Origin of the sequence: uncultured Methanobrevibacter sp. (assembly GCF_902788255.1) — an archaeon.
In the GTDB taxonomy this organism is placed as follows: domain Archaea; phylum Methanobacteriota; class Methanobacteria; order Methanobacteriales; family Methanobacteriaceae; genus Methanocatella.
In genome coordinates this window covers 41,023-47,267 of the sequence record NZ_CADAJR010000016.1, presented here as the reverse complement: position 1 = coordinate 47,267, position 6,245 = coordinate 41,023, and the positions used below count along the sequence as shown (strand labels likewise).

General features: G+C 37.0%; 10 protein-coding genes. 3 read left to right on the top strand and 7 right to left on the bottom strand.

Annotation, left to right across the window (positions count from 1 at the left end; translation table 11 throughout):
* Positions 1–135 precede the first annotated feature (135 nt).
* The 4 genes from QZV03_RS05660 to QZV03_RS05645 form a co-directional block, all read right to left on the bottom strand.
* The gene (locus tag QZV03_RS05660; RefSeq protein ID WP_296874732.1) at positions 136–429 is read right to left on the bottom strand and encodes a hypothetical protein; all 294 of its coding nucleotides are present in this window, start codon (positions 427–429) and stop codon (positions 136–138) included.
* Positions 426–719 carry a hypothetical protein gene (locus tag QZV03_RS05655; protein WP_296874731.1) on the bottom strand — a complete coding sequence of 98 codons (294 nt, stop codon included), beginning with the start codon at positions 717–719 and terminating at the stop codon, positions 426–428. Before QZV03_RS05655 ends, QZV03_RS05660 begins: the two co-directional genes overlap by 4 nt.
* A 32-nt stretch (positions 720–751) precedes the next feature.
* On the bottom strand, positions 752–1,609 hold the full coding sequence (locus QZV03_RS05650) for a hypothetical protein (protein ID WP_296874730.1): 858 nt from the start codon (positions 1,607–1,609) through the stop codon (positions 752–754).
* 141 nt (positions 1,610–1,750) lie between these two features.
* The gene (locus QZV03_RS05645; protein ID WP_296874729.1) at positions 1,751–2,944 is read right to left on the bottom strand and encodes a hypothetical protein; all 1,194 of its coding nucleotides are present in this window, start codon (positions 2,942–2,944) and stop codon (positions 1,751–1,753) included.
* Positions 2,945–3,056: 112 nt separating this feature from the next.
* Here QZV03_RS05645 and mtxX point away from each other — a divergent pair, with 112 nt between their 5' ends.
* Genes mtxX through QZV03_RS05630 form a run of 3 tightly spaced genes read left to right on the top strand, consistent with a single transcriptional unit; the run spans position 3,057 to position 5,306 of the window.
* Positions 3,057–3,770 (top strand): methanogenesis marker protein Mmp4/MtxX, encoded by a 714-nt coding sequence (gene mtxX, locus QZV03_RS05640; protein WP_296874728.1) that lies wholly within the window; start codon positions 3,057–3,059, stop codon positions 3,768–3,770.
* Between the two features lie 9 nt (positions 3,771–3,779).
* Entirely contained in the window at positions 3,780–4,544 is a 765-nt protein-coding gene (gene uppS, locus QZV03_RS05635; protein ID WP_296874727.1) for a polyprenyl diphosphate synthase, read from the top strand.
* Positions 4,545–5,306: a TatD family hydrolase gene (locus QZV03_RS05630; protein ID WP_296874726.1), complete on the top strand. Its 762-nt coding sequence runs from the start codon at positions 4,545–4,547 to the stop codon at positions 5,304–5,306. It abuts the gene before it with no gap.
* On the opposite strand, the gene QZV03_RS05625 is transcribed toward QZV03_RS05630, so the two are convergent.
* From QZV03_RS05625 to QZV03_RS05615, 3 genes are read right to left on the bottom strand one after another with little or no spacing between them, the layout of a single operon-like run.
* The gene (locus QZV03_RS05625) at positions 5,303–5,671 is read right to left on the bottom strand and encodes a hypothetical protein (protein WP_296874725.1); all 369 of its coding nucleotides are present in this window, start codon (positions 5,669–5,671) and stop codon (positions 5,303–5,305) included. The two genes, QZV03_RS05630 and QZV03_RS05625, sit on opposite strands and share 4 nt — an antisense overlap.
* On the bottom strand, positions 5,672–6,034 hold the full coding sequence (locus QZV03_RS05620; RefSeq protein ID WP_296874724.1) for a hypothetical protein: 363 nt from the start codon (positions 6,032–6,034) through the stop codon (positions 5,672–5,674).
* Positions 5,988–6,242 carry a hypothetical protein gene (locus QZV03_RS05615; protein WP_296874723.1) on the bottom strand — a complete coding sequence of 85 codons (255 nt, stop codon included), beginning with the start codon at positions 6,240–6,242 and terminating at the stop codon, positions 5,988–5,990. Before QZV03_RS05615 ends, QZV03_RS05620 begins: the two co-directional genes overlap by 47 nt.
* Between the last annotated feature and the right edge of the window lie 3 nt (positions 6,243–6,245).

Sequence of the window (6,245 nt, the reverse complement as noted above, 5' to 3'; positions counted from 1 at the left end):
TCGAGATGTCAACGCAGCCATAAACATACTTAACCGGTGGGACCCCGGGGATTGCCTAGAAAACACTCAATAAACGATTGAGCAAATAAACATGAAAAAATCTAGGAATCCTCACCTTCTTCAAGGCGAGGTTGTTCAATTTATAAAAACTGAATTAGCCAAATTGTCCCTATATGTTGTCTCATCCTTTAGGGATTCAATGTGATGGATTACATTAAGTTTCAAATCCTCTAATTTTATGCGCACTTCTATATCGTTGAAGTCAACCTGAAACTGAAATAGGTATTTGACATCCATATCATAGTCATAGACAACCCAGTTGGGACCGTTGATGTCGAGAAGCTGAATTGACCACTTGGACATTACCTTATTGATTTGGGAGGTAACCTCATCAACATCAAAATCCTCATCCAAATATATTTCCCTCATTGGTACAAATCCTCAGATCCCTTTTGAGGTGAAATGTTTAAATCTATTTCGTCACGATTGAAAACACCATATACTGTAATCTCGCTTTTTTTAATTGATAATGCCTGTGAAACATCATTGTCCTCAAGGGAAATCATGGCCACACTCAACCATTCATCGTCCTCTGAAAGGTAGGTGCATGGCTCGAATAACTGAAATTTGGTTACGATTGTTAAAAGCAAATCACTGATATCTGCACTTTCGCCGGTGTGTTCTGTATTCAGGGTTAAAATTCTATCCTTAATGTTCATAGAATATAATTTGTTATAATCCTATAAGTAATTTAATGCAATTTTTCAATCTTTTGATTTAATTTTCCATCACTAGCCAATTTTTCCTCAATCAGATTATCCCAATAGCTGTCCCTTTTGATTATCTCAACAAAGACCCTGTCCAGATATTTCTCCTCAATCAGCCTTTCGGTTATTTTAGCTTGAAGATTTTCACCTGCAGGCTCATCTAAAAGGATGTCATCCGGAGCCTCTGAGATATCAATGTGCTCCTGTGATGCATCATAATCGGAAATGATAATGTCATCCGGACTATAATCCACCAAATCATCGTCAAAAAATTGATTTTCATAGTACATATATTTAAAAGGCTCTTCAAACCTGTCTGTGTTTGCACCTTCAAATATTCCCTGATCCATATAGCTGGTATCGCCCAAATCATCAAAAATCTCCTTTTCGCCAGGATATTCGACAACATACAATTCATCCTTGTCATAAAACTCATGGTATCTTTCCTCAGCCAATTTCCGTTCGATGGTTTTTTGAAAATAGTCGTCTTCGGCAATGGCTTCCTTCATGACCCTGTCAAGAAAATCATTTTCCTCATCCAAATGCTGGCGAATCAATCCTTCAAGGTAATCATTGCTGAAATCGATTTCCTCTCCAATTTCATCAACTGCCTGTGAAATCAGATAATTCTTATAGTCGCTTTTGGAGAAATTTTCAATCTGTGTATTGAAATCGTTTTTAATAAGTTCTGAATCATCCAGTTCCTTATCTGAATACTGATTTATAGGTTCAAAATCTGAGATATCACTTAAACGTTCAATCTCATGTTTTATTACGTCTTCGCTCCATCGACTTTCAATCATATCATCCAATAATGACTCTACCCATTTTTCTTTGCTCATATTAACACCTATGGATCTAATCAATCAGACATTTTTGAAAAAAAGTTTTGTGAACCTGTAAAATTGCTTTGGTTTAGCAAAATTTAGGCGAATGAAACTCAAAAATGGTGATTGTTCTATTTAATAGTTGAGTTTAATCATTTATAAGTTTTTGGTAAAATAATCCATGTTTGAAGTGGCAACCTCAAAACCGTCATTTAAAATCAGCCAGATGGATTTGATGAAACCCTCATCATTTAGGATTTGACAGTTTTCCATTCTCAGTGCGGCATAGTTCGGCCTGTCCAAGACGTCACTCAGGAACTGGTCCTTAATGTCCTCCCTCAACTCCCTGTCAATCAGTGATTCAAGAACCTCCTTGATTGTGATTGCAAAGGTGTTTCCGATAGATTTTGTTATCTCGATTTCCTCACGGCTCATCTCACCGTCAAGCTCACTTTCAATCTGAAGATAGGATGAATAGTCCTGAAAACCGAAAATCGTAAATCTTCCCTCTACATTGTGGGCCGAATACTCATCAATCAGTTGAGTGAATGGAGTGTATGACAGTATGAATGAGACAACGGATTCTATGAAGTCACATCTTGAAGCGTCCAGGATTTTACACACAATCCCCACCAGGATCTCCTGAATTATGAAATGTGACAGCTCGTGAATCAGGGTTGTTATCTGAAGTGAGTCTGTTTGCCGGTCATCAATGAAAATGGTGTTGTCTTCAAAGTATCCCAGCTGGGGACCTGATGATTTGTATTTTACATTGACAAATGATTTTGCAAAAAGAATGATTTTATCAAGGATTGCCAGCTCGTCAAAGTCTATTTCATTGGATTTGACAATATCATCAAAGTTCTTTAATGCCTGAAGCTTAATTGAATGGATGATTTGTGAATAATCCTCAATTGAGAATCTGAATTGATTGATTTTAGAGAGATTGTCCATACTCAATAGTTCATCAAAAGCGTCAAATGAATGTTTGCCCTTAAAGGTGAATTGTGGAGCGTATTCGATTTGTGAGATTTCAATTTTATCGGATATGTTTTTTAAGTGTACCAGGCAGTCAAAGCATACATTTTCGCCTTCGGGATACTTCCTGCCACATTCAGGACAGTACTTTGCAGGCTCTTCTAATAAATCTGAATCTTTTAATAAAACTGCCTTCTCATCACATGGTATGGAGTCCTCCTGAAAACTATACTCAGCTTTATAATCAAATCTGAGTTCTGGAGCGCGCAGAACATGAACTTCACGGAATTCCTCCAGAACATCATCAATTAAACTCATCTTTTCGGAATCATTCAGACTATACTTTGATAAATTTTGAATCTCACTTACCATAAAAACATCCCCACAAGATAATAATATTTTAGAATTACGACCTTAAAAATTTAACATCTACATTAAAAATTAGAAAACTTTAATTTATAATGAAATACATATAATTAAATTAATGAAAACGATAGCTATCGGTGTTGGAGAAAATGAAAATATAATACAAGCGTGTCATATTTTTAAAGAAAAACACCCAAAAACGGATATAAAACTAATATATAGTGATGCAGACTTAATTAAAGCAGTTTTAGATAATAATGTTGATGCAGTAGTACGTGGTTCCCTTCCGGCATCAAATATCATGCAAGAACTCAAACAGCGCTATCCTAAACTGTCAAGGGCAACATATGTCAATGGGGAAGACTTTGAGTTTCTCCTGTCACCTGTTGGAATTGATGAGGGCAGGACCGTTGAAGAGAGATATGAAATCGCCTTAAACTGTATTGATTTTCTCAAAAAAGTAGGTAAAAAACCTAAAGTTGCAATTCTTGCTGAAGGAAGAGAGGATGATTTCGGAAGAGGAAAAGAAGTATCCAATTCAATAATCGACAGCAAAAAACTAACAAAACTTCTTAAGGAAAATACTTCTGAAGAAGTGACCAACTATTTCATTTTAATCGAAAAGGCAATTAACAACAAATCCAACGTTATTATCGCCCCAAACGGAAGAGTGGGAAACATCATTTTCAGAACACTTGTGTTGCTCAGTTCCTGGCCAAGTTATGGTGCAGTAACATTTGGAATGGATAGAGTATATATCGACACAAGTAGAGATCAAAGCATTGATGGTTATGTCCGTAGTTTAACATTAGCTAGCGATTTATCAGAATAAGGGATTAGAATGGCAGAAAATATACTTTATAGATTATATGAATGGTACATTACACGTGATTTAAAACCAGAAAAAATGCCAAAACATGTTGCCATAATCATGGACGGTAACAGAAGATACTCCAAACTGCAGGGAAACATTGACGTTGTTAAAGGCCATGAAATAGGTGTTGACACCCTAGAGAAAGTTCTTGACTGGAGTATCGAACTTGGAATTGAAATAATTACAGTTTATGCTTTTTCAACCGAAAACTTTAACAGACCAGAACATGAGGTTGAAGGTTTGATGAACCTGTTTGTAAAAAACTTCAAGAGATTGGTTGACCATCCAAAAATTCACAACAACGAAGTGAAGGTCAAAGTGGTCGGCAAACTTGATTTGATACCTGAAAGCGTTCGTGATGCAATTAAGGAAGCAGAAGACGCAACTGCACACTACAATAAAAGATTATTCAATATAGCTATTGGTTATGACGGACGTCTGGAAATCATAGACTCCGTTAAAAAGATTATCGAACAGGTACAGGCAGGAGAAATTAGTATCGATGACGTTGATGAGGACCTTATAAGCAAAAACCTCTACACCGAGGGACTGGAAGATCCTAACCTCATTATCCGTACCAGCGGAGAGGAACGTCTAAGCGGATTTTTACTGTGGCAGTCATCATATTCAGAACTTTATTTCTGTGAAACCCTATGGCCTGAACTGAGAAAAGTTGATTTTATAAGGGCAATCAGATCATATCAGGAAAGGGAACGTAGATTTGGTGTTTAGATGATAGATACACATTGCCACATTGATTTTGAAGATTTTGACCATGACCGTGAGGAGGTCATTGCAAGAGCAAAGGACAAACTGAATCACGTAATTGTTTCAGGCTACAGCAATGACAGCAACATGGACGTTCTAAAACTTTCAAAGGATTATGAAGGATTCATCTATCCTACTTTTGGTTTTCATCCGGTAAGCTCACAGAATGCCACACAGGAAGATATCGAAATTGCACATGACAACATCCGCAGACATCTGGATGACATCGTTGCAATCGGAGAAGTGGGCATGGACTACTACTATGTCACAGATAAAACACTTCGTGAAAGACAGCAGGAGATTTTCAGAAGCTTTTTAAAACTGGCGGATGAATATAAGGTACCGATAGTGATGCATGTAAGGGACTGTGAGAAAAAAGCCGTGAACATCATTGAAGACTATGACAACATCCCCTATTTCGTTTTCCACTGCTATGGAGGAAGCCTAAAAACCGCAAAACGTATCATGAACCGTGACGATTCATACATGAGCTTTTCCACAATGCTCTGTTATTCAAAGCATCATCAGGATTTGATAGAAAAAATAGATCTTGATTATGTCCTAACAGAAACAGACAGCCCATATCTTGCAATGACAAAAGAAGAGAGAAACGAACCTGTAAATGTCGTTAAGGCAGTTCATAAAATTGCTGAAATAAAAGATATGAGTGTCAGCGAAGTTGATGAGATAACCACCGCCAACGCCCGCAAAATATTTAAAATCTAGAAATGTAAAATGAAGTTCAGATTAATCAGAACATCATTGTTTTCCTTGACCGCTTCAATTTCCAATTGAAACTCGGTCAAATCTTGTTTTACCAAATTAATCAGATGATAATCAAGAAGAGAATCATTTAAAAATATTGTGAACTGGTTTCTGTCTATTTTCACCTGTTTTCTGCAGAACAGTTTGAAGGCGTAGAAGTAGAGTTCAATCCTGAAAATCAAATCCTCCACATCACCTTCACCGTTGATGAAGTATTTTTTCAAATCTTCCTGAAGGATTTTGCCCTCATCGCCGGTATCGACTCTGAAGGTTTCCATTTCAACCAGATTATCCATAAGTTCCTGTTTTTCTTTTTCACTATACATTTAATCACACAATTTGAAATTCAATTTGATAAGATTGTATGAATTTGGTAAAAAACTAATCTTGAATCTGTCAAATGCCTCGTCCAGTTTTTTCAGTTGAGATAACATTAAACCATCAGGTATAAGATGAATTATAAATGAGTCAGAGGTGATTTCCATTTCCATTTCATCAAATAAAGGCATCTTCAGCTCTGAAATGAACACGTACTTGTAGACAATGAGCTCATACTCGCTAATCTGTTTTTTACCCTGGATGGCTTCAGCCAAATCATCCTGTAGCTTTGATGCAATAGCATCGAATGTCTCTTCTGTAATTTCAATCCCTCGATCGTTTCCAGACATGCAAATTCTGTTGCTTTTCAAAATATCTGTTCAGGTCCTGTTCGCTTGCACTGGTATTCGGCAGGAACATGCTGCAGGAATCATTCGGTCCTGTCTGGCCCATTCCCCTTGTGCACATGACTCCCTGAGCCGCACCGTACAGCTGCACATTTGATTCCCAAAACTGGCAGTTCAGACATATCTTATCATAATTGGTATCGGAAATGTCATAACCGTCAAGTTCATACATATT